Genomic DNA, 25,469 nt, shown 5'->3' with positions numbered 1-25,469 from the left:
ATTATCGACCCCCGCCACGCGTATTTGTACGACCCGAATCAGTCGAATTGTTTGAACCATTTGCGCTGTTGCGCGATTGATTCATGTTTGAGTCGGTTGGGACACGCAAAGGCGATAAGTCATTGACCTTTCTTCCTTGCTTTTCAAGAATCTTGTCGAGCGGTAGGTACATCATGTTGTTGCTACCCTCAACATCGACCAACACTTTCGGTGTTTTAGCGTAGAGGTCTTGCAAGGTATCTAAGTAGATACGCTCACGCGTTACCTGCGGCGCGTTTTCGTACTGCGGTAACAGTTCGTTAAAGCGAGCCACTTCACCTTGAGCCTCTAGGATGATCTGCTCTTTATATGCTTGCGCTTCTTGTAGCATACGACGTACTTGACCACGTGCCAAAGGCTCGACTTCACGTGCATACGCTTCCGCTTCACGAATAAAGCGTTCTTCATCCTCTTGCGCAGCGATTGCGTCATCAAAGGCTTCTTTAACCTCTTCTGGCGGACGAGCTGGTAGCAAGTTGATATCAACGATTTGTAGTCCCATTGAATACGGGTCGATGGTGCGTTCAAGTAAATCAAGCGTACGCGCACGAACATCTTCACGGCCGCGTGTCAGTACTTCATCCATCGTCGTATGACCTACCACGTAACGTAACGCACTATCGGTCGCGCGTGACAATACTTGGTCTGCGTTATCGACGTTGAACAAGTAGTTGCGCGGATCGACGACGCGATACTGCACATCGAGCTGTACCACTACGACGTTTTCGTCTTGGGTCAACATAAAGCCTTCGGTGCTATCCGAGCGGATATTGTTAACATCGACATGCTCAACTGTATCGACAAACACAGGACGCCAATGCAGCCCCGACTCGACGAGCGTGTGGAAATTACCAAAGCGCAGCACCACGCCCCGGTCAGCTTCTTTTACCGTGTAAAAACCAGCGATAAACCAAATAATAACAGCGAGGATAGCAATAATTCCGACACCCTTTGCAGGAATACCCGATTTGCCGCTACCGCCGTTACCTTTATTTCCACCTAGACCCAACTTGGCGAAAAACTTACGTAGTGCCTCGTCGAGATCCGGGGGCCCTTGATCATTGCCCCCTTGGTTTTTCCATGGGTCGCGGTCTTTGTTACCGCCGTTACCCGGTTGGTTCCATGCCATGGATGACTCCGTTAAAGTTAAAAAAACGATTACTGAATATAGTTGTCGAGTCGGTTGTCGTATTCTTTCTGCAATTTGTTCCAGTCCACAACCGACATTTTTATATCAAGTTCTAATGCACCTTGCTCATCGATACGTTCTGCTGAAACACTATTAAGTTGATATAGCGTACCACGCAGTTTACCCATAGATGGTGGCAATTTTAAGCTTAATTTGACCATCTGGGGTCCGAGTCGCTCTTTTAACGCCTCGAAAATTAACTCAATGCCTATGTTCGCCTGAGCAGAAACCCACACACGAATAGGCTTCCCTTCATCATCTCTATCAATACGAGGCGTTGAGTCTTCCAGCTTATCAATTTTGTTGCAAATCATTAACTGGGGAACTTCCCCCGCATCGATTTCTGTTAGCACCTCTGAAACCTGCTCAATATTGCTCTGTTGGTGCTCATCGGCTACATCAACGACATGCAAAAGAATGTCCGCTTCCTGCGTCTCTTGTAGCGTCGCCTTAAATGCTGCAACCAAGTCGTGGGGTAGATGACGGATAAAACCCACGGTGTCAGCAAGAATAATACGGCCGACATCTTCGATTTCTAGTTTCCGTAACGTGGGATCAAGAGTTGCGAACAATTGGTCAGCCGCATATACGCCAGACTCGGTCATCGTATTGAATAACGATGATTTACCTGCGTTAGTATAGCCGACTAAACTAACTGTTGGAATTTCCGCGCGTTGACGCGCTCGCCGACCCTGCTCACGCTGCTTTTGTACTTTCTCTAAACGGCGCAGAATATTTTTTATTCGCCCCCGAATTAAGCGTCGGTCAGTTTCCAACTGCGTCTCACCGGGTCCGCGTAAGCCGATCCCGCCTTTTTGTCTCTCTAAGTGAGTCCAACCACGTACCAAACGCGTCGAAATATGCCGCAACTGGGCCAATTCAACTTGTAATTTACCTTCGTGAGTACGCGCACGCTGCGCAAAAATATCCAGTATCAGACCGGTTCGGTCCAATACTCGACACTTGCATATCTTCTCGAGGTTGCGCTCTTGCGTCGGCGATAAGGCGTGGTTAAAAATGACAATATTAGCTTCTAACGCCTGAACTTGTTCAGCGATTTCTTCTGCTTTTCCGCTTCCCACAAAGTATTTGGGGTTCGGTGCACTGCGAGAAGCCGTTACGACGCCCAGCGCTTCAACACCTGCTGAGCTAGCTAATAAATGAAGTTCGGAGAGGTCTTCTCTATCGACTTCGGCGGGCAAGTCCATGTGGACCAATACGGCATAATCGCCACCTTCATATCTGTCGAACAACGTGTGTAGACCTCCTCACTCTGATTTATTCTTCAATATCACCTTGGTTGTGTACGCCCTGCTGAGGCAGATAGTTTTGCGGAATACGTGCCGGCACGACAGTCGAAATGGCATGTTTGTAAACCATTTGGCTCACCGTATTCTTCAACAACACAACAAACTGATCAAATGACTCAATTTGACCTTGTAATTTGATACCATTTACAAGATAAATCGATACAGGTACTCTCTCGCGACGTAGTGCGTTTAAAAACGGATCTTGAAGCGTTTGCCCTTTCGCCATGGCGGATTCCTTTTTTTGTTATTAATATCCAAGTCAATTGAGTGGTCAGTTAACTGGTAGAAACCTACTACTCACCCTAGACCAACGGTAAAATTTTGCAACTTAAACATGCCATAACATACGCTGCATTCTCAAACTTTGATCTTAGGGCGATTCTTTATTTTTCAATCTTTTACCGAAAACTTTTCGGTTGGCCGTTGCAGCCGCGATCGTACTTGATCGAGTTTATCATGAGCGAAAGTATCCAGCCAATATACATCGGGCCAGCCGCGTAGCCACGTTAACTGCCGTTTTGCTAGCTGTCTTGTAGCAATAATCCCGCGCTCTTTCATTTCTTGATATTTCAACTCCCCCGATAAATATTGCCACATCTGACGGTAACCCACGCTACGGATCGAGGGTAAATCTGAATGCAGATCCTTGCGTTCGAAAAGTGCTTCAACCTCGTGTTGAAAGCCCTCTGCTAGCATTTGCTCAAAGCGCCTTGCAATGCGCTCATGCAACGTTGCGCGCTGCTGTGGCGCGACCGCAAATTGATAAATAGGATAATTTAGCGCACCTTGCCGTTGCTGAACTAACTCCGTTATTGGTTTGCCCGACAGCTGATAGACCTCTAGTGCACGCAGCGTGCGCTGAGGATCATTCGGGTGAATTCTGGCAGCCGCGTCGGGATCAACTTGGGCTAATCGTTGGTGAAGCGCCGATAATCCATGCGAATCGAGTTCAGCCTGCAATTGTTTGCGAATGGTAGCATCGGACTCTGGCAACGCCGACATACCCTCCAACAGGGCTTTAAAATAAAGCATCGTGCCACCAATGAGTATCGGCGTACGATTACGCTTCAAAATATCATTAATTAACGCGGTGGCATCTCTTTGAAACTCAGATGCTGAATAGGTTTCAGCCGGATCGCAAATATCAATTAAATGGTGTGCAACGCCCTGCCGCTCCTCGGCAGTCGGCTTTGCCGTGCCAATATCCATGCCACGATAAACTAAGGCAGAGTCAACAGAGATAATCTCACCATCGATCTGTTGCGCTAAGTCAATTGATAATGCGGTTTTACCTGCAGCGGTCGGTCCATAAATACAGATGACCGCAGGACTTGTTTTAGGCTTCATTAATGTGCGGTACCTTGATTTCGTGAAGCAGTAATGACGTACTATTAAGCTGACGTTGCCATTGCTGGCACCAGTAGTCTGCTTGCGATTTAGATAGCGACGATTCAGCGGCAGCATCAGCAAGTAGCGCGATTATTTCATCTGTCCCTTGTTCACAGGCGCTGAGCAGTTGTAACACGCTGTTCGCAATATGCTTACGTCTTAACATTGAGGGCATTTGCTCGACGATAAGCGCCTGACCTTGCCAATAAAATTTCACGCCACATTGCGCCAACAGTTCGCTGTATTGAAGCACCTGCTTTTTCTGCCAAGATGTATCACTTAAATTAATTTTTTGCTCAACCAACAGGGGCTGACCCGCCATCCCTTGTTGAAATTGCTGCTGGATCTGCGGAGCCAGTATCTTCCTCTGAACACCAACAAGATCAAGCCAAGCCGCTTGTTCATCACGTCGAATAAGAGCAAAGCGACCTTTAAATACATCGACTACACGCCATTGTCTCACATCGCCATCGAGCTGAACGGCATTCGGTAGAATGGATGCGCCCAGACCCTGAGTATTAGACACCGTTTTAACTACACTTGATTCCCGTGCAGTTAAGTCAGGTGCCGACAAGCGCTGCACCGACTCTTGAGGTCGCTGATATTGATGGTTCGCTGTGTGAGTTTGGCTAGGGTAAAGTGGCGTCTCAGTTGAGTGGGTGTCATACTGCTCGATGTCCTCAGTCTGGACCTGAGTTTGACTGTGATTAAACAGCAACTGTTTGACCGTCTGTAAGATAAAGTCATGTACTTGTCGCTGTTGATGAAAGCGCACTTCGTGCTTTGCAGGATGCACGTTTACATCAACTTGATCGGCTGGCAGGCTGAGATAAATTGCAAATGTTGGCACGCGTTCGGCGGTTAGATAGGTCTCATACGCTTGTCGAATGGCATGATTGATTAATTTATCTTTCATCATGCGACCATTCACAAAGCTATACTGAACATCCCCTTGATGTCTGCATTGCTCGGGGGCGGCAAGCCAACCTTCAATTTGAATATCGTGCGCTTGCTGCTGGAAATACAAGGCATCTTGTGCGAACGCTGAACCACATACTTTAGCTAACCGACGTCTCAAGTGGGTCTGTTGCTGTTCCCTTACGGCTGGATAGTGACGCACCCGTTTGCCATTGTGATTGACCGTAATTTCAACATCCCACCGACTGAGTGCTATGCGTTTAATTACCTCGTCGATATGGCCGAATTCAGTCTTGTCGGTACGTAAAAACTTGCGTCTTGCTGGGGTATTATAAAACACGTCTTGGATGTCGACGGTCGTACCGTCAGGATGCGACGCAGGTTCGATTTTTACCTGCATATCCTTGCCTTCCGCCCATGCTTGCCATGCCTCCGACTGCGCACTGGGTTTCGACACTAAGCGCAAACGTGATACCGAACTGATACTGGCTAACGCCTCGCCGCGGAAACCTAAGCTGGTGATTGCTTCTAAGTCATCAATATCCGCTATCTTACTGGTCGCATGGCGACTTAAGGCAAGAGCAAGTTCGTCATGTGGAATACCCGAACCATTATCTCTAATACGGATACGTTTAGCGCCACCCGCTTCGATATCAATAATCAACTGAGACGCGTCAGCGTCAAGTGCATTTTCGATAAGTTCTTTAACGATTGAAGCGGGGCGCTCGACGACTTCACCTGCGGCAATTTGGTTAGCGAGCTCAACCGGTAACTGTTTTATCGGCATCAGTCTCTCGGTATTGTAAGCTTTTGACCAATTCTAACCACATCGCTACGCAATTGGTTCTCTCGTTTAATCGCGCGGACAGTGGTTCCATAACGTTCAGCGATTTCAGATAATGAATCGCCTGACTTCACTGTGTATTCCATCGACGCCTGTTGGGCTAGTAAGGTGTTTTCAATGGGGTTATTAATAAAGTAACGTCTGATCCCATTATAAATCGCCCGCGCCAGCTTTTGTTGATGGCTATTACTCAATAGCAGACGCTCTTCACCCGGGTTTGAAATAAAACCCGTTTCAACCAAGATCGAGGGCTTATCGGGCGACTTCAAAACCGCAAGACTCGCGGCTTGCGGTGCCGTTTTATGCATTTTGGTCACGCTACCCATCTCATCGATAATATGGCGAGCAGCACTGTAGGCACCTGCAATCGAGCGGTCCATCGACATATCTAGTAATGTTTGCGCTAAGAAAGGTTCATGACTATTACTTTGAATGATCGCCTCGGCGCCACCTAATAATTCAGACTGACGTTCGCGGGTTTCGAGCCAACGACCAATTTCTGAGTCTGCACGCCGTTTAGACAGTACCCAGACTGAACCACCGCGCGGCTGCGGCGTTCTGAACGCATCCGCGTGCACGGAAACAAAGAAATCTGCCTTAGCATCCCACGCCTTCTGTGGCCGATCATTCAGACCCACGTAATAATCGCCAGTACGCACCAAGTAGGCTTGCATGCCAGGATCATCATTAATCATTTTCGCTAGCGCACGCGCAATTTTAAGAACAACCGTTTTCTCGTATGTACCACTCGGACCAATTGATCCGGGATCATCGCCGCCGTGACCTGCATCTACCGCTATTGTGATTTTACGATCCTTGAGTTCCTCGATTGATTTTGCCGGACCGCTACGCTCTATTGACTTACCCTTAATGTCCACCACTAACCGATCGTTATAACGCTCGTTGGCCGGCAATGGGAAGATTTCAAACTCTGCAGTTTTGTTAAGTTCAATCACGATACGCGTCGATTGTGCGTTCTTCGGAGTACTCGTTCGTACTTTATTAACGAGTAAGGATTCATTCGCCAAGTTTTTCAGGTTTGCACTTAGCTTAGTACCGTTAAAGTCAATAACGATACGATAGGGTGAACTTTGGTATAACTTAAAATAACTGTATTCAGGCGCTTGGCTTAAATCAAAAACAATACGGGTTTTATCAGGTGATGGCCAAACACGCACGCTTTCGATGGCATTCTGAGCAGCCCACACAGGGCTTATCAAGAATACTAAAAATAAAGCAGTGATCGAACGATATAGCGTTTTCATCATTATTTTAATTGCGCAACAATGTGTTCACCCACAGGCGTTTGAGCGATGCATTCGAGCTGTCGCCCTTCGTTTTCATAATCTAGGTTAATGACAATATCGGCTTTCGGCAACCACCCATCGCCGCGTTCCGGCCACTCAACAAGACTGATGCTGTGCTCCGAGAAATAGTCCCGAATCCCCATAAACTCAAGCTCTTCCGGGTCAGCGAGCCGATATAAATCAAAGTGATAAATAGCTATATCCGCCAGTTCATAGGGTTCGACAAGTGTATACGTTGGGCTTTTTACAGCGCCTGTGTGGCCTAACGCTTGAATGAAACCACGACTGATAGCCGTCTTCCCTGCTCCAAGTGGCCCATTTAAAAATATCACCAACGGTGCTTTCGCTTGCTTAGCTAAACGCGCTGCCCAAGCCTGGGTAGCTTTTTCATCAGCAAGAAAGTGTTTAATTGTTTGATTCATTTTCTACGACTACTCCGGCATCCAACCGTTCACTAATTTACGAATAATTGGCATTAAATCGCTCGCCAATGTACCTCGCGGCGCAACTTCACCCGCAACTTCTCCCGCCACTGCGTGCCAGAAGACGCCGGCTGTCAGCGCTTGTGCAGGCGCTAGCCCTTGTGCCAATAATGCGCCGACAAAACCGGCAAGACAATCGCCCATTCCACCTGATGCCATCGCAGGTGAGCCGCGGTCGACCAACCAGTTGCCTCGGGTTGAGCTGATCAAGCTACCAGCTCCTTTCAGTACGATCTGTGCATGATACTGATTATGAAGCAATAACGCATGCTCGAATCGATTGTTTTCAATATCTTGAGTACGGCATTTTAAAAGACGTGCAGCTTCGCCTGGGTGTGGCGTCAAAATCAGTTGCGAGCTTTGTACAGGGTCTTGCGCCAACCAATATAATCCATCAGCATCAATAACTTTACAGGTATTGACAGCCATACAGGTTCGATAAACCTTATAAGCCCATTCGTCGCGTCCGAGCCCGGGACCAATAACGATTGCAGTTGCGGCCTCCAACAGCTCGCTTAATTGCTCGGGTTGCTCAATACCATGGACCATCGCTTCGGGTTGTTGGCTGGCAATAATGCCTACGTTATTTGGATGACAAGCAACGGACACCTTGCCGGCACCCGCGCGTAAAGCGGCCAGCATCGCTAAAATTCCCGCGCCTGGCATACCTGCGCCTGCCCCAACAATCAATACGTGACCATGATTACCTTTATGAGCGTTCATTGCGCGGTCGCCTAACCAGTCATATGGACTCCCGCTCACCCGGCGCCAATCAGGCCGCTCCAATGTTACGAAATACTCACCGACACCGAGATCGGCTAACAACAACTGTCCTACATAGGCCGGGCTGGCTCCCGTAAATAACCCGCGTTTATAGGCAATCATAGTAACGGTTGTTTGCGCCACCAAAGCTTCACCCATGACACAGCCATTATCAGCATTTATGCCTGATGGGATATCGATAGCCAGCACTGGCTTTTGTGCCTGATTCACTTGTCTGATCCATTGCGCTATCTCACCCTCGATAGGTCGACTGAGGCCGATACCAAAAACAGCGTCAACGATGATATCGGGCGATAGTGATAAGCATTGGTTCAATGGATACTCAACAAGCCCCAACTCACGGCACGCTCGTCGCGCCTGTATGGCCGGTTGGTTGTTTTCGTGTTTAAGTTTCACATTGGGCTTAAGCGCGTAAAGATCGACTTTATATCCGGCTTGGTGCGCGAGTCGAGCGACAATGTAGCCATCACCGCCGTTATTCCCCTCACCACAACAAACAGCAATACGCGCACCTTCACTCACATGGTGTTGCAGCTGTTCAAATACGGCTCGTCCCGCCAACGACATAAGTTGAGCTAAGCTATAACCAGCTAGCTCCCCTGCACGCGCTTCACTGCGTTGTAGCTGTTCGGCACAATACAAACTCTGTGCTAAACTGTCGTATCCTGACGTTTCCATGTTTAAGCTCCCAACATCATGTCAAATTCTTCAATGCATTCTAGTTTGTCTCAGGCAGAACTTGAACAATTAGCCCAAAAAATCAAGCAATGGGGCCAAGAACTGGGCTTTCAAAAAGTCGGCATTACCGATCTAGATTTGCAAAAGCATGAGGCTACTTTACAGAAATGGTTGGATAAAGGCTATCACGGCGAAATGGGCTTTATGGAGCGCCATGGAATGTTACGCGCTCGACCTGCGGAACTTCATCCAGGCTCCGTGCGGGCCATTTCGGTTCGGATGAATTACCTACCCGCCGAAGCCGGTTTTGCCAAAACGTTGAATAATGACCGACTCGGCTACATATCACGCTATGCACTGGGACGCGATTATCACAAATTACTACGTAAACGTCTCAAACAACTGGGCGACAAAATAAAGGCCGAATTTACTGACACGGACTTTCGGCCATTTGTCGACTCCGCACCTATTCTAGAACGCCCTTTGGCAGAAAAAGCAGGGTTAGGCTGGACCGGTAAACATACCTTAATACTCGACAAAGACAGTGGTTCTTGGTTTTTCTTAGGTGAGCTATTAATCAATTTACCACTGCCAATTGATAGCCCAGTCGAAGAGGCTTGTGGTAGCTGTTCGGCGTGTATGACTATTTGCCCTACGCAAGCCATAGTGGCGCCCTATGAACTAGACGCTCGACGCTGCATTTCGTATTTAACCATCGAATTAAAAGGCAGCATCCCCGAAGAACTGCGCCCACTCATGGGAAACCGTATATACGGTTGTGACGACTGCCAATTAATTTGTCCATGGAACCGATACGCACAACTGACTGACGAAGCAGACTTTAATCCGCGTCATTATCTGCACACACCTGAACTGCTTACGCTATGGCAGTGGGATGAGGAAACCTTTAATGCGCGTTTGCAAGGGTCACCGATTCGGCGTATCGGTCACGAATGTTGGTTACGTAATATTGCGGTTGCGCTGGGTAATGCACAAGCAGACGCTGACGTTATTGAAGCGCTCGAATGGCGCAGTGGTCAAGTCTCGGAAATGGTACAAGAGCATATTGATTGGGCGCTCGACCGACAACGCAGCGGAGCAGCGCAAGTGACACAACAACTTAAGCGCTTGGTGCGAGCCGTCAGTAAAGGACTACCTCGCGACGCTTAACTTATTCGGGCTTAAATACACCAATCACTTGATCAAATTCGCGCTCGCTCCCTGTACCCTGCTGCTTGGGTTCACTAAAGCGGTGTTTACACTTCACGCACTCGACTTGTTCAACATCGTTCTCAATGAACAGCATCAAGGTGTCCATACTGTCGCACTTGGGACAGGTCGCACCGGCAATAAATCGTTTCTTTTGACGTGCCACGACAGCTCCTATGTCATAAACTACTCGGTCGATGTTACCATAGATATATCCGTCAGCCCACGTAAATGGCAGACGCCCATACACGCTCGCAGTTGAGGATTGAATAGACATTAACCATGATAAAAGCCAATCACATTTCATTAATGCGCGGCGGAAAAACGCTGCTTTCGGATACCAGTTTTACGATCTTTCCCCAACACCGGATCGGTTTGATTGGTAAAAATGGCTGTGGCAAATCCTCACTATTCGCGCTTTTTCGTGACGAGTTACAACTTGAAGAGGGCGAGTTACAACTACCCAGTGAGTGGCGAATCGCCAGCGTTGCTCAGGAAACACCCGCCCTAGCGCGTTCAGCTATTGATTATGTGATGGACGGCGATCAAGGTTTTCGGGCGGCCGAGCAAGCTTTACAAGCAGCCGAAGCCAAGGGGGATGGTCATGCAATTGCTCATAGTCATGAGCAATTGGCTCAGCTCGGCGCGTACGATATTCGTTCGCGCGCAGCGATGTTACTCGATGGTTTAGGTTTTCTCCCAGAGCAAATTGAGCAGCCGGTAAGCGCCTTTTCCGGTGGTTGGCGTATGCGTCTCAATTTGGCGCAAGCGTTGATTGCCCCATCTGATCTGATGTTGCTAGATGAACCTACCAACCACTTAGATGTTGATGCTATTTTTTGGCTCGAATCATGGCTAAAGAGCTACTCGGGTACCTTGGTTATTATTTCTCACGATCGTGATTTCTTGGATAATGTCGCCACTGATATTCTTCATGTGGAAAACCAAGTCATCTCAAGCTATACCGGTAACTACTCACAGTTTGAACATCAACGTGCCGAACACCTGATGCAACAGCAAAGTGAATACGAGAAAGCACAAGCCATTAAGAAACATATGCAGGCTTATGTTGATCGTTTTCGTTATAAAGCGAGCAAGGCAAAACAGGCGCAAAGCCGCTTAAAAGCGATTGAAAAGCTCTCGGTACAAGCCCCCCTACAAGCTGAGCGTGGTATCGACTTTGAATTCTTACCACCGGCTAAATTACCTAATCCGCTGATTAATATGCGCGAAGTGAAAGCCGGATATGGTGAAACTGTTATTCTTGAAAATATTAAACTCAATCTAGTACCTGGCACCCGTATGGGGTTGCTTGGGCGTAATGGTGCAGGTAAGTCGACCTTAATTAAAACGTTGTCTGGCAAACTCGAACCACTTGCGGGTGAGCGTACGGTTAGTCAAGGCGTCTCCGTCGGTTATTTTGCCCAACACCAATTAGAAGCCCTTGATCCCGACGCATCTCCTTTACTGCATTTACAGCGTTTGGATAGTCAAGCTACAGAACAACAATTGCGTGACTTTATTGGTGGCTTCGGCTTTTCAGGTGACCAAGCACTAGCACCTGTCGAACCGATGTCCGGCGGCGAAAAAGCGCGATTAGCACTGGCGTTGATTATCTATCAAAAGCCCAACCTTTTGTTACTCGATGAGCCCACTAACCACCTAGATATTGGTTTACGTGACGCCTTAGTCAATGCTTTACAAGCTTTTGAGGGCGCGCTAATTGTGGTATCACACGATCGTCACCTACTGCGTACCACGGTCGATGAGTTCTATCGTGTCCATGAAGGCCATGTTGAGCCATTTCCAGGCGACTTAGATCAGTACCACGATTGGTTAGAGCAACAAGCAAAGCAACGGCGTGAAAAAAACACGACACCGGTAACCCTTGGTAAAGAAGCCAAGGTCGATCGAAAGGAGCAAAAGCGCCGCGAAGCCGAGTTTCGCAAAGCGACCAAGCCACTACGTGATAGGATCGCGCAATCTGAACAGCAGCTGGAAAAAATTGCCGACGCATTGGAAGTTGTTCATCAAGGCCTATCGGATAGCAGCATTTACGATCTCGACAAAAAGGACGAATTAAATAAACTGCTGGCCGAACAGCGTCGACTTCAAGCAGAGCAAGAGACTCTGGAAGAACGTTGGATGGAGGCAGAGGGCGCACTGGCTGAAATGACCGAACAGTTTGAGCAGGAAGCTGATTCATGAACCGCTCTCAGCTATTTGTTCCGCGCCCATGGTTGCGCGCATCTCATCTTCAAACCCTGTTACCTCGCTTGATTTACCGTAAGCGCCAGTGGTACGGAGCATGGGAGGTTTTTGCTCTATCAGACGGAGACTTTATCGAGCTATGTTGGTACCAGATGCCCGAACCCGATAGCCGTCGTCCTCTTGTTGTACTATTTCATGGGCTCGAAGGTTCGGTAGATTCACCTTACATTTGGCAAACCATGGAAACGCTCGCTCAGCAAGGCTTCGACTCAGTGGTGATGCACTTCCGTGGCTGCGGTAAAACACCGATTAATCGCCTACCACGTGCCTATCACTCGGGCGACATTGGCGATCCTAAAGCCGTAATTGACGCGCTCGCAAAACGCTATCCCCAGCGCTCGCTCCACGCCATTGGCTTTAGCTTGGGTGGTAATATGCTAGCGCAGCTAATGAGCTCTGATACAGCTGAAACCATCAGCAGTGCTGCAATCTGTTGTGCTCCACTTGACTTGATGAGCTGCTCAAAACGCATTGACCACGGATTTTCTAAGTTATATCGCAAATACTTACTCACGCCATTAAAATATAAATTCTCCACAAAGCAACAACGTGGCGTTTTCCGCGATTGGCCGGCCATGGCTGACATCGATGTCAGCACCATGACGAGCTTTTTAGAGTTCGATGATAAAGTGACAGCGCCCCTACACGGATTTAAGGATGTGCATGATTATTATCAACGCGCGAGTGGCAAACAGTTTCTAAAGCACATTAAACAACCCACGCTTATCATACACGCAGACGATGACCCATTTTTAGGGTCCGATGTGGTGCCTCAACCCCACGAAATGAATAGTTTCGTGGATTACGAGCGACAGCCTCACGGCGGACATATGGGGTTTATTGATTACCAACGTGGTTTCTGTAGTTGGTTACCTGAACGCCTCGTTAAGTGGGTTAGCGAACAAGAGGTAAAGCAACCATGATCATACCGTGGCAAGAATTAGATACCGAGACACTCAATAATATTATTGAAGCCGTCATCTTACGTGAGGGCACCGACTACGGTGAGCGCGAGCTCAGCTTAGAGACCAAAGTGGAACAGTTACATTCGCGCTTAAAAGCAGGTGAAGCCGTATTGGTTTATTCGGAACTGCACGAAACCGTAGATATCGTCGATAAGGGCTCTGTCACCGGTGATATCAGCGAAAGTTAGGCGGATGAGCTATGAAGACCGCTTGCCAATCCACCGCGGGATCGCCCAAAACGTAGAAGTTAGGGTTGAGTAGACTCTCGGTTTCATTGTACGTAATCGGCTCGAAGTTCTCGTTCAATAAACTGCCGCCAGCTTCGGTCACAATCACCTGTGATGCGGCAGTATCCCACTCGCCGGTAGGCCCTAAGCGTAAAAAACAATCTGCCTTACCCTCAGCAATAAAGCAGGCTTTTAACGAACAGCTCCCAGTGGGCAAAGGTTGTATATCACGTTCAGTCTGGACACGCGCCATCACTTTATGTCGTGGCTGACGACGACTAATTGCTAAAATCAACGGGTCATGATGTGGATCATCTAGCCGACGTACCGAAATAGCCTGTTTCTCACCTAGCGCATGCTTATAAGCACCTTGGTCACGAATCGCGGAGTAAAGCGTTTCACCTGGCGGCCAGTAAATAACACCAATTGCGGGTTGTCTGGCTTCAATGTAAGCGATGTTAACCGCGAAATCGCCCGATCGGGCAATAAACTCTTGTGTTCCATCAATGGGATCAATTAAAAAATAAGACGACCATTTTGCACGGGTACTCAACGCTTCGTGGCGGCTCTCTTCCGACAATACAGGAATATCAGGAAAGGCGTGTTTAAGCGCTGCAACTATATACTCGCTCGCTTTAATATCAGCAGTCGTGACTGGGGATTCATCGGGTTTCTCGGCCGTTGCAAACGCACCACTATCATACAGTTCCATAACTAACTGGCCTGCATCTCGTGCGACTTCGGCTAATTTATCAGCAATCTCGTTTAAGCTAAATTGCACAGCTGACACCTTTATTTTTTCAATTGACGTAAAGTCATCAACAACGCCGCTACACTGCGCGCCTCTGTAAAATCGGGTTGAGCTAGTAAATCGTCGACTTGGTCGAGCGGCCAAACCACCTTCTCCAGCGGCTCCGGCTCGTCACCGACTAACTGTTCTGGGTAGAGTGATCGCGCGGTAAATAAAGTCATCTTGGCTGAGAAGAACTGCGGTGCCATCGTCACTTCGGATAATCGGCTCAGTTGTTCACAACCAAACCCAATTTCTTCTTTGAGTTCACGTTGAGCCGCTTGTTCTGGTGATTCACCCGGGTCAATCAGCCCTTTAGGAAAGCCGAGTTGGTAGTCGTGTAGCCCCGCGGCATACTCTCTTATCAACATGATATGTTGGTCATCGACAAATGGGACAACCATGACGGCACCGCGGCCACTGCCCTGCATACGCTCAAATTGGCGTTGCTCACCATTACTAAATTTAAGATCAACGGCTTCGATACGTAGCAAGCGACTTTGTGCAACCACTTCGCGTTTAAGTACTTTAGGAACTTGTCGTGATGCCATGTACTGCTCCTCCTGTTCTCCCCCTACTATAACGCGTCAAACCGCTAAAGCCAGTGTTAAGCATGACAAATATATTCACATTAGGCGCATAACTGCCGCTAATGTTATGATAGAACAAGCATTTAAAGCAGGGTCAGGAGTGAGGTGAAAGGTGACTAAGCATAAAGCAACCGAAGCAAATTTTGATGTTGCCGTTATTGGGACGGGACCCGGGGGCGAAGGCGCCGCCATGCAACTTGCCAAGAATGGCAAAAAGGTGGCCGTCATTGAGCGACATGACTCAATTGGGGGTGGCTGTACCCATTGGGGGACTATCCCATCAAAAGCTTTACGCCACTCCGTGAGCCGGCTCATCGAGTACAATAACAGCCCGCTGTTTACTGGTGTCGGTTGGCAAAGCGGTATGACGTTTTCGCAGATCCTACATTATGCGTCGGGCGTCATTCGTAAGCAGGTAAAGTTGCGCTCGTCTTTCTACGACCGTAATCATGTTACGGTCATTCATGGGAATGCCTCGTTCATCGACCAGAATCGTTTGAAGGTCACTAAGAATGATGGCTCATTCGACTTTTTAAATGTCGAGCAAATCGTTATCGCGACCGGTTCACGACCTTACCATCCCAATGATATTGACTTTGACCATCCACGTATTTACGACTCTGATACCGTGTTGAGCCTCAACCATGATCCAAAGAATATTTTGATTTACGGTGCAGGTGTTATCGGCAGTGAATATGCCAGCATTTTTCGCGGTATGGGTGTGAAGGTTGATCTTATCAACCAACGTGAGCGCTTACTTTCATTTCTAGATGCTGAAATATCTGACGCATTGAGCTATCACTTGCGCAATAACGGCGTAGTGATTCGGCATAATGAAGAGTACGAAAGTATCCGCGGCTATGATGATAAAGTCGTACTGAAGACTAAATCAGGCAAAGTGATGCAAGCCGACTGTTTATTATTTGCCAATGGGCGTTCAGGTAATATCGAGTCACTGAACTGTGACGCGGTCGGCTTGAAGCCAAACTATCGTGGACAACTGGAGGTTGATGAAAACTATCGTACCCAAGTTGATAATATTTATGCGGTGGGCGATATCATTGGCTACCCTAGTTTAGCGAGTGCAGCCTACGATCAGGGTCGAATTTGCGCAACCGCACTACTTCATGGCAACTGCGATAAAGCGTTGATTTCTAATATCCCGACAGGCATTTATACGATTCCAGAAATCAGTTCTGTGGGTAAATCCGAGGAAGAGCTTACCGAAGCTAAAGTACCCTACGAAGTCGGTCGCGCTCAATTCAAACACCTTGCGCGGGCACAAATATCGGGCAACGATGTGGGCTGCTTGAAGATCTTATTCCACCGTGAGTCGCGTGAAATCCTGGGCCTACATTGCTTTGGCGAACGCGCCTCAGAGATCATTCACATTGGCCAAGCCATTATGGAGCAGAAAAACGGAGGTAATACTGTCGATTATTTCGTCAATACAACCTTTAATTATCCGACTATGGCAGAAGCATATCGCGTTGCCGCTTTGAATGGTATCAACCGACTCGGTAATTAACCGGCAAGGGCTTTGCGAAGTGGTAAATCGATACGCACGCAAAGCCCACCCTCAGCTTGGTTTCTGAGCGTGATGCGGCCATTGTGACGATCAACAATACGTTTAATGATTGCCAAACCTAAACCAGAACCCACACCGCCTCGCGCTTTGTCGCCTTGAGTAAAGGGCTGAAACAGATTTTGCTGTTGTTCTTCAGGAATACCTGGGCCATCGTCAGATACCGAGAACCAAACGGTTTTACGCTGCTTATCATAGCCAGAGCGGACGCATGCTTTTGTGTTTCCATAACGTTCAGCGTTCTCTAGCAAGTTGATAACCACGCGTTTAATGGATAACGGACGGACCCAAACCAATGGGCAGTCACCGAGATCCGCACTGAACGTTTTTTCCCAGCTATCGGGCAAATTAGCCAGTGTTTGCTCAAGTAGTTCATTGAGTGATTCACGTGAAGCCTTTTCCTGCTGATCAAGACGCACATAATCAATAAACTGGTCGATGATATCGTTCATATCATCAATGTCCTCAATGATCCCCTGAGCTAAATAATCCTCAGATTCTGGCATCATTTCGGCCGCTAAGCGTATGCGCGTCAGCGGTGTCCTTAGATCGTGAGACACCCCTGCCATCAGCAAATTACGGTCGTTTTCTAGTTCTTTTATCCCGCGTGACATTTGATTAAATGCCTTAGTCACCGACATAATCTCGCTCGCACCTTTTTCGCTCAACTGCGCAGGGAACTCACCTCGACCCACTTGCTGAGCAGCCGTTTCTAACGCTTTAAGTGGTCTGTTGAGCCAATTAGCAAACAAAATTCCGCCGAGTACGCTAAGCACTCCGATAACGATGAGATACACCACCAGTGGTGAAAACTCGCCCGAGTGAATACTCTCTAAAGGAACCCGCACCCAATAACGCGGGGCTTGCGGCGGCTTAACCCAAATATAAAATGCTTGCCCTTGCGATACTCGCACCTCTGCTGGGCCGTTCAGGTGTTTAGACATTAAACTTGATAGGTAGCCATAATAGGTCGTCTTATCGAGACCTTCGCTTTGTGCTTGCTCATCGGAGAACACGCGGATACCTGTCGCGTTATAAAACGCAACAGCGAGTGACTCATTTTGATTCGAAAGGACTCGGTCGCTAATGAACATAGTGCGAATTTGCTTAGCGACCAACTGCGACATCTGCTCAATAGAGGGCTTTACTACGTAGTTACTCACCATCAAATAAGACACTATTTGATTCAGCAGCAAAACTAGCGCCAACAAACCGACCGTACGAGCAAATGCCGACTTAGGAAACAGTTTCATTAATTCTTAAGTTTCCCATCGGGCACAAATACATAGCCCAAACCCCATACCGTCTGAATATAGCGCGGTTTGGCTGGGTCAGCCTCGAGCATGCGGCGTAAACGCGAGACTTGCACATCAATCGAACGTTCGAGCGCACTATAGTCGCGGCCACGTGCTAAATTCATCAGTTTATCTCGCGACAAAGGTTCGCGTGGGTGGCTTACCAGCGCCTTTAACACCGCAAACTCGCCACTGGTGAGTGGCATCGGTGTATCGCCGTCAAACATCTCCCGTGTCCCGAGGTTAAGTCGATAGGTGCCAAAGGTAATTTCTTGGTCATCTTGCGAAGGCGCGCCTGGCGCTTCAACACCACGGCGGCGCAACACTGCACGAATACGTGCGAGCAATTCGCGAGGGTTAAAAGGTTTGGCTAAATAGTCGTCCGCACCAAGCTCCAATCCAATAATACGATCCACCTCGTCGCCTTTAGCGGTTAGCATAATGACAGGAATCGTGTTGTTTGCTTGTCGCAAACGTTTACAAATAGATAATCCGTCTTCGCCTGGTAACATCAGGTCAAGCACCAGTAAATGATAGTTTTCACGCGTCAATAGACGGTCCATTTGCTCTGCGTCTGAAGCCACTCGCACCTGAAAGCCTTGCTCGTGCAAGTACCGCTCTAACAGACTACGCAAACGTGCATCGTCGTCGACAACCAGTATTTTAAACGTTTCCTGACCCATGATGTTCCCTGACTTAAACTTTTCTATGCTGTTAAGATAGCGCGAGATTCATCACTTATGAAGCCCGCGTGTGTTAACAAATGTGTCAATCTTGCGCCAACGAACGACTATCTGCAAGCCAAGGGAATAACGCATAGTAGAGTAACGGCACCACTAGTAACGTCAGTAATGTTGACACAGCCAGACCGAAAATTAGCGAAATGGCTAAGCCATTAAAAATGGGATCGCTCAAGATAAAGTACGCGCCCACCATTGCTGATACCGCGGTAAGTGCAATCGGTTTTAAACGCACCGCGCCAGCCAATATGACCGCTTTCTCTAACGCCATACCTCGGGTAATGCGTTGCCGGATAAACACCACTATCAGGATTGAGTTACGCACAATAATGCCCGCCAGCGCGATCATGCCAATCATTGATGTCGCAGTGAACTCTTTATCCAACAACCAATGTCCCGGCAAAATCCCCACCAAAGTCAGTGGTATGGGCGACATAATGATTAATGGCATTAAGTAGGAGCGAAATTGCGCAACCAGCAAAACAAAGATCATGAAAATGCCCACACTGTAGGCAATGCCCATATCACGAAACGTCTCATAGGTGATTTGCCATTCGCCTTCCCACTTAATGGCAACAGGCCCTTCAGCATTGGGTTCGTTAATAAAATACTGCTCAGGTGCATCGGGCATGGCAGCGATTTTATCAACCACCGCTAACATGCCGTAAATAGGCGAATCTGTCTCACCCGCCATATTACCTTGCACATAAGTGACGGGTCGCAGATCTTTGTGATAAACGCTGCCCTGCCATTGTTGTTGCTCAAATTGGGCAAAGCTGGACAACGGGATTGGCTTACCTGCATTATTGACCATAGGCAAGCTAAGCCAGTCACTTTGGCTTGCCCTCAGTTGTGTCGGAATTTGAAGCCAGATCGGCACAGCATACTTGGCGTAGGGATCGTCTAAGTAACCCAGGGGTTCGCTCCCACTCAACGTATTAATCGCCCTAGCGGTATCTGCCTGAGTCAGCCCTGCTTGCGCCGCTGCCTCCCGATCAACCGTTAATTGCCATTTAGGTGTCGGCTCGGTCAACGAAGTATCCACATCGACCACCCCGGGCACTTCGTGCATCACGTTTTTCAACTTTTCTGCGAGCGCGGCCTGCGTGGTCAGTGTGCCACCATAAATCTCTGCTACGATAGGCGCAAATACAGGCGGTCCAGGTGGTACTTCAACCACTTTTACACGGCCGCCATTGCGGCTTGCGATTTCGGCTAAAGAATCACGAATAGCGATTGCTATCATATGCGAGTCACGCTCGCGATCAGACTTATGTTTTAACTGAATCTGTATGTCGCCTTGATAGGGTGCGTTACGCAAATAATATTGCCGCACTAACCCATTAAAATTAATCGGGCTCGCCGTTCCAGCATAGCGCTGCCAACTCTCCACCTCATCAATCTCTTTCAGGTAATCAGTCATCTCGCCCAGCACACGCTGTGTTTCTAATACCGAGGTAGACTCCGGCATATCCAACACAACCTGTAACTCGGACTTATTGTCAAAGGGAAGCATCTTTAAGATAACCGCCTGATTAGCAGGTAATAATATGCTACCAATCAATAACGCGAGAATACCCAACCCCAGAAAGAAACGGCGTTTCCGATAATTAGCACCAATAAAGGCGCCCAACACACGATTAAACACCTTCATGACTTTATCAGGCGCGCCATCCTCGAGCTCTTTATCTGCATCTGAGCTATGTCGTTGGTTTCTAAGCAGTCGTAATGCCAACCAAGGCGCAACTATAAATGCCATGAGTTGAGAGAACACCATACCTGCAGACGCATTAATCGGAATAGGGCTCATATAGGGACCCATCAAGCCTGTCACAAACGCCATCGGCAATAGTGCGGCGATAATCGTTAATGTTGCCATAATTGTTGGCGAACCGACTTCATCAACCGCTTGTGGAATAAGTGATTTAGCAGGCCTATTTGAGAGCCCAAGTCGACGGTGGATGTTTTCGGTAATTACAATCCCATCATCAACCAAGATGCCGATCGAGAAAATCAGCGCAAATAGCGATACGCGATTAAGTGTGAAGCCCCAGAACCAACTGAAAACTAGCGTAAAGAGTAACGTTACTAGAACCACAACACCAACAATCAGCGATTGTCGCCAACCCATAGTGAGTAAAACTAATACGATAACCGATACCGTTGCCGATATGAGATCGGTAATGAGTTTAGTCGATTTTTCCGCGGCCGTTTGACCATAGTTACGCGTGACTTGCACATCGACATCTGCAGGGATCAGTCGGTTTTGCCAACTCGCTAAATTCGCGTTCACTGCATCAGCAACATCTATCGCATTCTCCCCAGGCTTTTTGGCAATACTGATTGTGACAGCGGGCGTATCGGTTTGACCGCCAGAGCTGAGCACTGACTGCGGCATTTGCACGTCTGCGTAGCTGAGATTAGCAATGTCATTTAGATATACCGGCGCATTGTCGTAAACCGCGACAACGATCTTTTTCAAATCATCCATCGAACTCAATGGTTGACCTACCTGCATTGGGATCGACTGACCATTGACCACAATACGTTGCTCAGCGCTTACTAAGTTACTTTGTTTTAGCGCTTGCTGAATCGCAGCCACTGACAGCTGATAACGCGCAAGTGCACTAGGCTGTATAGTCAGATGAATGGATCGCGGTACGCTACCGAGCGTTCGAATATCGCGTGTGCCAGGAATTTGCTTCAACGCTATTTCCAGTCGATGTGCCACAGCAGTCAGCGACTGTGCACTTTTGGCCCCTTCTTTAGCGCGTAGCGTCAATGTCATAATAGGTACGTCGTCAATACCTTTAGGTTTTATAATGGGTTGTGCGACACCCAATTGGGTCGGGAACCAGTCGGCATTTGACTGCACTTTATTATAAAGGCGCACTAACGCTTGCTGTCGCGGGAGACCCACTTCAAACTGAACCGTGATAATCCCCATACCAGGCTGAGCCACTGAATAGACATGCTCAACATCGGACATTTCACTCAATACCTGTTCGCCCGGTGTGGTAATGAGGCTCTCAACTTGCTGGCGACTCGCGCCAGGAAATGCCACCATGACATCCGCCATCGTGACATCGATCTGAGGCTCTTCTTCCTTCGGGGTAGCCCAAACAGCGATTACACCCAATACGACCGCCAGTAAAATAATGAGCGGTGTGAGCTGAGAGTGTTGAAATATGCGTGCAATATGACCCGATGGGCCGAGCGATTCAGGCTTACTCATAACGAATCCGACTCCAGTCTTGAGCCACGCGTTCGCCTGGTTGGAGACCCGCCAGTATCTCGACATGGTCGCGAGTGATGCGCCCTGTATATACTTGCCTTAGTTGCGGGTTGTTGCCCTTATCGACGACATACACCGCACGCAATTCCCCATCAATGTGCAAAGCAGAGCGGGGAACTTGAATGACATCACGCTCACCGATTTTTAGCCATACATCAACCGCAGAACCGGGTAATAGTCGCAAACCTTGTGACGGCACCAGCATTCGCAACTTAAAACTATGGCTCGGTTGCTGAGCATAAGGAAAAAACGTCAGCGCCGTGGCGTCGATAGATACCCCATTATCCAGCTGGATCTGTGCCGTAGAAAAGTCTCGCGCCAACGTATTAAATTGCTGAGGCACGTCTGCCACCACCCGTAACTGCTCGAGTGACAAGCCGGTAATGAGACGCTGTCCGGGCTGGACTGACTCACCTAACTCAACCCAACGATCGGTAACAATGCCTGCATACGGTGCGGTGACGCGTGTATAGGATAACTGCTTACGCGCTTCTTCGAGTCCTGCCTTAGCTTGCTTAACCGACGACTGTGCGCGTTCGAGCGCGGTCTTTGCTTGATCCAGTTCCGAGGTCGACACCGAGTTTTGTTGGAATAACTGTTGAACGCGTTGAAACTGCTTTTGATTCTGGTCTAGCGTTGCTTCTGCACTGGCGAGTTCCGCCTCACGCTGTTGCAAACGCGCTTGTTGCTCGGAGTCGTCCAAGCCTACAATCAGGGCGCCTTGCGGTACGGTATCGTCGACATCGTACGGTAACTCAACGATCGTTCCCGCTGTTTGCGCAGAGACTGTCGAACGTTGAGTGGCCTCTACCACGCCATTGACTTTTAGCCACTCAGGTTGTTGCTCAACGGTCACCTCAATCGTTTGTTGAGCGAAGCTATTGAAGCTCGCGAGCATGACCAGCGCAATCAAGAGGAAACGTAAGGCTCTCATTTTAACCTCTTACAATATGTTTTTATATATAATGATAATATCAGTCTTTTTGCCAATGCGCTAGCGGTTCGGGGCGACCTAAATAAAACCCTTGCAGTTGATTACATCCTAATTCGACCAAACGATTCTGTTGTGCTTCAGTTTCCACGCCCTCGGCAATAGTTTCGAGTCCCAAGCCATTAGCTAATGCGATTACCGTTTTAACAATCGCTTCATCACTGCGGTCGCTCAATAAATCTTTAACGAAACCTTGGTCAATTTTCAACCGTCTAAGCGGCAACAGCTTGAGGTAAATCAACGATGAGTAACCGGTGCCAAAATCGTCCAAAGCGAACTGGATTCCCGTAGCAGACACATCCCTCATCAGCTGAGCCACTTCATCGATGTCATCAATCAGCACACTTTCGGTTATCTCAAACTCAAGGTGTCGAGCCAAGCGAGGCTCTTCATCAACACGTTGTTTAAGATCGTGTAAGAAGTCACTCGCTCTAATTTGGCTCGCGCTCACGTTAATAGCCACGACCCAGTTATCATCAGTGAAACAGTGACCCAAAACGTCCATATCTTGAGTAACTTGGTCCATCACCAGATGATGCAATTGCGACATCAGTCCATTCGATTCGGCCAATGGAATAAACTCACCGGGTGAAACATAGCCGTGTTCATTATCATGCCACCGCAGTAACGCCTCAAAACCAATGCATCGAGTTTCTCCGGTTGCCGTTTGACGATACTGGGGCTGATAAGCAAGTGATAGCTGGCGATGCGTGATGGCTGCTTTTAATGAATCAAGGAGTACTTGTCGTTGGTTAAACTCTTGTTGCATCCGCTCATTAAAGAATCGAATACAGTCACCACCTGAAACTTTAGCCTGTTGAACCGATAAGTCAGCCGCTTTCATCGCTTCGAGATAATCTTTGCAGTCGGCTAAACTGACCAATCCAAAGCTAAATGAGACTGACAGTTGCGTTTCTGCTATCCAAAATGGCGCATTAAGCTTTATAACAAGCTGATTAAGCCACTCGTCCAAATCAGACAGTCGAAGCTGGTCATGGGTTGATTGGCTCAGACAATAAAACTCATCTGCGCCGAGCCGTCCAACAATCTCATCTTCTTTACAATGAGACTTGATGCGCTCACCCACTTGTGTCAGTAATTGGTCACCTACGTCGTGTCCGTAGCGATCATTGAGCGTCTTAAACTGATCAATATCAACGAACATCAACCAATCCGATGGAGCAAAGCTATTTTTTGAGTATCGCTCCGCTAACTTGTCGATTAATGTGCGTCGGTTTCCTAAATTGGTTAGGGGGTCAAAGTTAGCGAGTTTCTGCACTTCCGATTTCAGCGCTTCATACTCCGACACATCGGTCGCAATACCACAAATGCCGATAAGCTTTCCGTCAGGAGCCGTCAATGGGACTTTTACTGACCAAAATAATCGTTCCTCACCGGTTTGTTGATCAACATGCTGCTCCTGGTAGGCGAGTCGCTTTCGCGTGCTTAGTACATGGCGATCTTTTTCATTAAGGAAGTCTGCCATCGGCTTTGAAAATAGTTCATGATCATTTGAGCCGCTGATCTGCTCCAATGGCATACGTAATAACTCAGCGCAGCGCTGATTTGCATACTGATAGTTTAAGTCGCAATCTTTAATAAAGATGCAGGCATCGACACTATTCAAAATGACTTCAAGACGCTTTTCGCTCACCGCGAGTTGTTGTGTCTTTTCCTGCACTCGGCGCTTCAGCATGCGGTTGAATATAATAAAGCCAATGGTTAACAACACCAGTAGGCTCATCACATACCATATCCACTTGGGCAGCTTAATCAGCTTGGTTGCGGGCTCGTAACTGTCAAGTATCTGATAATACGCTGAATCACTATCAGCCTTGAGCGCGGCTAACGCCTTGTCGATACTATTGAGTACTTCCTTGTGAGTACCTTTTGCAACGGCGTAATAGAGTTCTGTCGGCATAAATACGATAGGCGTACTATCGAGCGCCTTGTCCACCACATAGTTATCACCAAAAAATTGATTACTCGCAACAGCATCCACTTGCGCATCTAATAGCTGCTGAAAACCACTTTCAAAACTTATGACGGGTGTCAAAATAAGTGGCGTATCAAAACCTGTCGCAATATCAGTCAAATAACTCTGTTGAACAGAGCCATCGACCACGGCAATGCGTTTGTTTTCTAGATCAAAAATATCGCGAATATTTGCGCCTGAGCGGGTATAAATTTTTGACCAGCTCAGTAGTGCAGGCTCGGTGTGAACAGAAATAAACGAAGCACGATCTTGCGTCATCGCAACATCAGGCAATATATCTATGTGTCCCTCCTTGAGTAAGGTTAAGCAGTCAGCAAACTCGCACGCTACTGGCTGAAGTTGCCAACCTTGCTGCTCGGCGATATGGCTAAGCAAGTCGCCGAGAATCCCCGATACTTCTCCCTCATCGGACTGAAAAAGTTTGGGTGGATTGTCATACACCCCAACTTTCAGATGCTTTACGGAATCAGCAAAGACATCGCTCGCGGGAACGTATAAACTGAGACAAAGAAGAAACGTAAGTATTATGCGCAAATGACAGATACCTTTGCTTAATATCATTTTTGATGAATAAAA

At 48.0% G+C, this 25,469-nt stretch carries 21 protein-coding genes; 5 read left to right on the top strand and 16 right to left on the bottom strand.

Annotation, left to right across the window (positions count from 1 at the left end; genetic code table 11):
- Position 1: 1 nt before the first annotated feature.
- The 8 genes from hflK to BFR57_RS05310 all read right to left on the bottom strand — a co-directional run bounded on the left by hflK (position 2) and on the right by BFR57_RS05310 (position 8,939).
- Positions 2-1,168, bottom strand: a complete 1,167-nt coding sequence (hflK, locus tag BFR57_RS05345) for an FtsH protease activity modulator HflK (protein ID WP_071462999.1) — start codon at positions 1,166-1,168, stop codon at positions 2-4.
- Positions 1,169-1,197: 29 nt separating this feature from the next.
- Complete coding sequence (gene hflX, locus BFR57_RS05340) at positions 1,198-2,481, bottom strand: ribosome rescue GTPase HflX (RefSeq protein WP_071462998.1); 1,284 nt, start codon at positions 2,479-2,481, stop codon at positions 1,198-1,200.
- A gap of 25 nt (positions 2,482-2,506) precedes the next feature.
- Complete coding sequence (gene hfq, locus BFR57_RS05335) at positions 2,507-2,764, bottom strand: RNA chaperone Hfq (RefSeq protein ID WP_006953800.1); 258 nt, start codon at positions 2,762-2,764, stop codon at positions 2,507-2,509.
- A gap of 164 nt (positions 2,765-2,928) precedes the next feature.
- Complete coding sequence (gene miaA, locus BFR57_RS05330) at positions 2,929-3,885, bottom strand: tRNA (adenosine(37)-N6)-dimethylallyltransferase MiaA (protein WP_071462997.1); 957 nt, start codon at positions 3,883-3,885, stop codon at positions 2,929-2,931.
- The gene (gene mutL / locus BFR57_RS05325; RefSeq protein WP_071462996.1) at positions 3,875-5,632 is read right to left on the bottom strand and encodes a DNA mismatch repair endonuclease MutL; all 1,758 of its coding nucleotides are present in this window, start codon (positions 5,630-5,632) and stop codon (positions 3,875-3,877) included. The genes miaA and mutL overlap by 11 nt, the downstream gene beginning before the upstream one ends.
- Entirely contained in the window at positions 5,632-6,957 is a 1,326-nt protein-coding gene (locus BFR57_RS05320; protein ID WP_071462995.1) for an N-acetylmuramoyl-L-alanine amidase, read from the bottom strand. Before BFR57_RS05320 ends, mutL begins: the two co-directional genes overlap by 1 nt.
- Entirely contained in the window at positions 6,957-7,418 is a 462-nt protein-coding gene (gene tsaE, locus BFR57_RS05315) for a tRNA (adenosine(37)-N6)-threonylcarbamoyltransferase complex ATPase subunit type 1 TsaE (protein ID WP_071462994.1), read from the bottom strand. Before tsaE ends, BFR57_RS05320 begins: the two co-directional genes overlap by 1 nt.
- Positions 7,419-7,427: 9 nt before the next feature.
- Entirely contained in the window at positions 7,428-8,939 is a 1,512-nt protein-coding gene (locus tag BFR57_RS05310; RefSeq protein ID WP_071462993.1) for a bifunctional ADP-dependent NAD(P)H-hydrate dehydratase/NAD(P)H-hydrate epimerase, read from the bottom strand.
- A gap of 18 nt (positions 8,940-8,957) precedes the next feature.
- Between BFR57_RS05310 and queG the strand changes: the two genes are divergently transcribed.
- The gene (gene queG / locus BFR57_RS05305) at positions 8,958-10,109 is read left to right on the top strand and encodes a tRNA epoxyqueuosine(34) reductase QueG (protein WP_253183606.1); all 1,152 of its coding nucleotides are present in this window, start codon (positions 8,958-8,960) and stop codon (positions 10,107-10,109) included.
- Position 10,110: 1 nt separating this feature from the next.
- On the opposite strand, the gene BFR57_RS12900 is transcribed toward queG, so the two are convergent.
- Positions 10,111-10,314: a YheV family putative zinc ribbon protein gene (locus BFR57_RS12900; RefSeq protein ID WP_040487456.1), complete on the bottom strand. Its 204-nt coding sequence runs from the start codon at positions 10,312-10,314 to the stop codon at positions 10,111-10,113.
- Positions 10,315-10,430: 116 nt separating this feature from the next.
- Here BFR57_RS12900 and BFR57_RS05295 point away from each other — a divergent pair, with 116 nt between their 5' ends.
- Genes BFR57_RS05295 through BFR57_RS05285 form a run of 3 tightly spaced genes read left to right on the top strand, consistent with a single transcriptional unit; the run spans position 10,431 to position 13,572 of the window.
- The gene (locus BFR57_RS05295) at positions 10,431-12,356 is read left to right on the top strand and encodes an ATP-binding cassette domain-containing protein (protein ID WP_071462992.1); all 1,926 of its coding nucleotides are present in this window, start codon (positions 10,431-10,433) and stop codon (positions 12,354-12,356) included.
- Positions 12,353-13,342 (top strand): hydrolase, encoded by a 990-nt coding sequence (locus BFR57_RS05290; protein WP_071462991.1) that lies wholly within the window; start codon positions 12,353-12,355, stop codon positions 13,340-13,342. The genes BFR57_RS05295 and BFR57_RS05290 overlap by 4 nt, the downstream gene beginning before the upstream one ends.
- Positions 13,339-13,572, top strand: coding sequence for a YheU family protein (locus BFR57_RS05285; protein ID WP_071462990.1), 234 nt, complete (start codon positions 13,339-13,341; stop codon positions 13,570-13,572). The genes BFR57_RS05290 and BFR57_RS05285 overlap by 4 nt, the downstream gene beginning before the upstream one ends.
- On the opposite strand, the gene cysQ is transcribed toward BFR57_RS05285, so the two are convergent.
- Both cysQ and nudE read right to left on the bottom strand, forming a co-directional pair.
- Entirely contained in the window at positions 13,559-14,392 is an 834-nt protein-coding gene (gene cysQ / locus BFR57_RS05280; protein ID WP_083405046.1) for a 3'(2'),5'-bisphosphate nucleotidase CysQ, read from the bottom strand. The genes BFR57_RS05285 and cysQ overlap by 14 nt on opposite strands.
- An 11-nt stretch (positions 14,393-14,403) precedes the next feature.
- On the bottom strand, positions 14,404-14,952 hold the full coding sequence (gene nudE / locus BFR57_RS05275; protein ID WP_071462989.1) for an ADP compounds hydrolase NudE: 549 nt from the start codon (positions 14,950-14,952) through the stop codon (positions 14,404-14,406).
- 151 nt (positions 14,953-15,103) lie between these two features.
- Between nudE and sthA the strand changes: the two genes are divergently transcribed.
- A complete protein-coding gene (sthA, locus tag BFR57_RS05270; RefSeq protein ID WP_071462988.1) occupies positions 15,104-16,519 on the top strand; it encodes a Si-specific NAD(P)(+) transhydrogenase in 1,416 nt (471 codons plus the stop codon).
- On the opposite strand, the gene envZ is transcribed toward sthA, so the two are convergent.
- The 5 genes from envZ to BFR57_RS05245 form a co-directional block, all read right to left on the bottom strand.
- Positions 16,516-17,829: a two-component system sensor histidine kinase EnvZ gene (envZ, locus tag BFR57_RS05265; RefSeq protein ID WP_071462987.1), complete on the bottom strand. Its 1,314-nt coding sequence runs from the start codon at positions 17,827-17,829 to the stop codon at positions 16,516-16,518. The genes sthA and envZ overlap by 4 nt on opposite strands.
- Positions 17,829-18,554, bottom strand: coding sequence for a two-component system response regulator OmpR (ompR, locus tag BFR57_RS05260; protein WP_071462986.1), 726 nt, complete (start codon positions 18,552-18,554; stop codon positions 17,829-17,831). Before ompR ends, envZ begins: the two co-directional genes overlap by 1 nt.
- Positions 18,555-18,639: 85 nt before the next feature.
- Positions 18,640-21,846, bottom strand: a complete 3,207-nt coding sequence (locus BFR57_RS05255) for an efflux RND transporter permease subunit (protein WP_071462985.1) — start codon at positions 21,844-21,846, stop codon at positions 18,640-18,642.
- On the bottom strand, positions 21,839-22,840 hold the full coding sequence (locus BFR57_RS05250) for an efflux RND transporter periplasmic adaptor subunit (protein WP_071462984.1): 1,002 nt from the start codon (positions 22,838-22,840) through the stop codon (positions 21,839-21,841). The genes BFR57_RS05255 and BFR57_RS05250 overlap by 8 nt, the downstream gene beginning before the upstream one ends.
- Before the next feature lie 40 nt (positions 22,841-22,880).
- Positions 22,881-25,427, bottom strand: coding sequence for an EAL domain-containing protein (locus BFR57_RS05245; RefSeq protein WP_171903941.1), 2,547 nt, complete (start codon positions 25,425-25,427; stop codon positions 22,881-22,883).
- Positions 25,428-25,469: the final 42 nt, after the last annotated feature.

Origin of the sequence: Idiomarina sp. MD25a (assembly GCF_001870515.1) — a bacterium.
Lineage (GTDB): Bacteria > Pseudomonadota > Gammaproteobacteria > Enterobacterales > Alteromonadaceae > Idiomarina.
This window is presented reverse-complemented; position numbering and strand designations above follow the sequence as displayed.

What these genes read in the sequence shown, in the direction of transcription:
- BFR57_RS05320 (WP_071462995.1), bottom strand. Translation starts at nt 6,957, where the DNA reads ATGATGAAAACGCTATATCGTTCGATCACTGCTTTATTTTTAGTATTC.
- miaA (WP_071462997.1), bottom strand. Translation starts at nt 3,885, where the DNA reads ATGAAGCCTAAAACAAGTCCTGCGGTCATCTGTATTTATGGACCGACC.
- BFR57_RS05285 (WP_071462990.1), top strand. Translation starts at nt 13,339, where the DNA reads ATGATCATACCGTGGCAAGAATTAGATACCGAGACACTCAATAATATT.
- hfq (WP_006953800.1), bottom strand. Translation starts at nt 2,764, where the DNA reads ATGGCGAAAGGGCAAACGCTTCAAGATCCGTTTTTAAACGCACTACGT.
- BFR57_RS05295 (WP_071462992.1), top strand. Translation starts at nt 10,431, where the DNA reads ATGATAAAAGCCAATCACATTTCATTAATGCGCGGCGGAAAAACGCTG.
- BFR57_RS05255 (WP_071462985.1), bottom strand. Translation starts at nt 21,846, where the DNA reads ATGAGTAAGCCTGAATCGCTCGGCCCATCGGGTCATATTGCACGCATA.
- queG (WP_253183606.1), top strand. Translation starts at nt 8,958, where the DNA reads ATGTCAAATTCTTCAATGCATTCTAGTTTGTCTCAGGCAGAACTTGAA.
- BFR57_RS05290 (WP_071462991.1), top strand. Translation starts at nt 12,353, where the DNA reads ATGAACCGCTCTCAGCTATTTGTTCCGCGCCCATGGTTGCGCGCATCT.
- ompR (WP_071462986.1), bottom strand. Translation starts at nt 18,554, where the DNA reads ATGGGTCAGGAAACGTTTAAAATACTGGTTGTCGACGACGATGCACGT.
- BFR57_RS05250 (WP_071462984.1), bottom strand. Translation starts at nt 22,840, where the DNA reads ATGAGAGCCTTACGTTTCCTCTTGATTGCGCTGGTCATGCTCGCGAGC.
- nudE (WP_071462989.1), bottom strand. Translation starts at nt 14,952, where the DNA reads ATGGCATCACGACAAGTTCCTAAAGTACTTAAACGCGAAGTGGTTGCA.
- BFR57_RS05310 (WP_071462993.1), bottom strand. Translation starts at nt 8,939, where the DNA reads ATGGAAACGTCAGGATACGACAGTTTAGCACAGAGTTTGTATTGTGCC.
- mutL (WP_071462996.1), bottom strand. Translation starts at nt 5,632, where the DNA reads ATGCCGATAAAACAGTTACCGGTTGAGCTCGCTAACCAAATTGCCGCA.
- tsaE (WP_071462994.1), bottom strand. Translation starts at nt 7,418, where the DNA reads ATGAATCAAACAATTAAACACTTTCTTGCTGATGAAAAAGCTACCCAG.
- hflK (WP_071462999.1), bottom strand. Translation starts at nt 1,168, where the DNA reads ATGGCATGGAACCAACCGGGTAACGGCGGTAACAAAGACCGCGACCCA.
- envZ (WP_071462987.1), bottom strand. Translation starts at nt 17,829, where the DNA reads ATGAAACTGTTTCCTAAGTCGGCATTTGCTCGTACGGTCGGTTTGTTG.